Source organism: Flavobacteriales bacterium, from assembly GCA_013214975.1.
GTDB lineage: Bacteria > Bacteroidota > Bacteroidia > DT-38 > DT-38 > DT-38.
Genome location: JABSPR010000350.1, coordinates 1 through 1,720 on the forward strand (window position 1 = coordinate 1; position 1,720 = coordinate 1,720).

Consider the following 1,720-nt stretch of genomic DNA (forward strand, 5'->3'; position numbering starts at 1 on the left):
CCTGAGCCTGAGCCTGAGCCAATAAAAGAAAAGGAACCATGTGACCAACATCATAAAGAAGAAGAGTGACTAAGATGATGACGATTAAGAGAAGTGTAGATACTATAAACCCTGAAAAGTTATTTTTAATTCATAAAAATTTTAACAACACTAGTCTAGTTATGTGAGGACCAGACTTTCTAGCTAACCATGGTCAACGAGTACCCTCCTAATAATATGACACTAAAATCAAAATTAATTAGATACGAGTTTTTATTTGAAGATGATTCAAGTGAAGTTTATCAAGTTGAACTTGATTTACAAAACCAGATACTAACGAACATTGATAGAGTTTCTTACCCAGAATGGACCGCTCTTGAACTTAACAAATGTGAAAATTGTCCATTGAGTAGCGATGACTATTCTCATTGTCCTTTGGCAATAAATATTTCTGGGGTTATTGAAAAATTTACTCGCATAAATTCATACAGCAAGGTATACCTCATAGTCACAATCGGTGATAAAGAAATAAGGCAGAGAACGGACGCCCAAAACGCTATTAGCTCCTTAATGGGATTATTAATTGCTACTAGCGGGTGTCCCCATACAGACTTTTTAAAACCTATGGCACATTTTCATTTTCCTCTCGCCACCGAAGAAGAAACCCTATTTCGAACAACAGGGTCTTTTTTGTTGTCTCAGTATTTCCAATTACAAAATGGGTCTCTTGATAAATTTAATTTCAATCAATTAAAGAGTCACTACAACGAAATAAGTAAAGTCAATCACGGTATCTCCAAACGGATTAGGGCCTCTGGTGCTCATGATGCAATTATTAACGCCATTGTCTTATTAGATATTTTTGCCATGTTATTTCCTATAGTGATTGAAGATTCTTTAAAAGATATTGAATATATTTTTAAGAGCTAATATAGCGTAAAGATCAGGGGAGTAAGCTATTAAATAGGAATCATTCCAAATATTGGGGGGCCATTCCTAAAGGGCCATTCCTAAAGGTCAATTCCGAATCCTAAAATCAATGTGAAGCTGAATGACCTATGTACCCACATTTTTCTTTTGTCTTACTTTATTCCAACCATATTTCAACTCGTCTATTATCTGCTTTTTCTAATTCTGTAGCGTTCAGATTTAGGGGGCTGAACATACCTAAACCTCTACCACTGACGGCCTCTGAAAGGCCTGATGCTTTGAGAAAATCTATTACCCAAATAGCCCGTTTTTCTGATAGTCTCTGATTGTATTCGGCAGATCCAGTATTATCTGTATGGGCGTCAATCCGCAATTTATTAATGTCACCGTTTTGAACTTGATCAATAAAAGCAGCCAATTCGATCGAGTCAGGAGGTTCACCTTCCCATTTGTTATTTCTGAAAAATAAAACCAAATCTGGGCTAGAATTGAGTGGTTTTATTACCACGGTATCCGGGGCTTGCTTTATAAATAAGGTGTCCCAAATAACTGTTGGTTTGATTGGAAGGGGGCAGTCTGGGCCGTTAGACCCTGCACCGCACTTTCCCCAGCCTATTTCAGGACAGCCGTCATTATCCATATAACCATCCCAATCTTCGGGTTGTAGTGGCCACTTATCTCTTGTATCCACAATTCTGTCATTGTCATTATCTTTTTCAGGACAACCATCATTATCTTGAAATCCATCGCGGTCTTCTTTAGTGAGTGCGCAAAAATCTCTCGAATTATTGATTCCATCACCATCTGCATC

Annotated in this window: 2 protein-coding genes; one reads left to right on the forward strand and one right to left on the reverse strand. The window is 37.5% G+C overall.

All coding sequences use genetic code 11. The features are described 5' to 3' along the window. Positions 1 to 216: 216 nt before the first annotated feature. Positions 217 to 909 (forward strand): hypothetical protein, encoded by a 693-nt coding sequence (locus HRT72_11350; GenBank protein NQY68299.1) that lies wholly within the window; start codon positions 217 to 219, stop codon positions 907 to 909. Positions 910 to 1,066: 157 nt separating this feature from the next. Here HRT72_11350 and HRT72_11355 read toward each other — a convergent pair. Beyond that, positions 1,067 to 1,720, reverse strand: a 654-nt coding sequence (locus HRT72_11355; protein ID NQY68300.1) for an OmpA family protein, incomplete at its 5' end; no start/stop codon positions are given.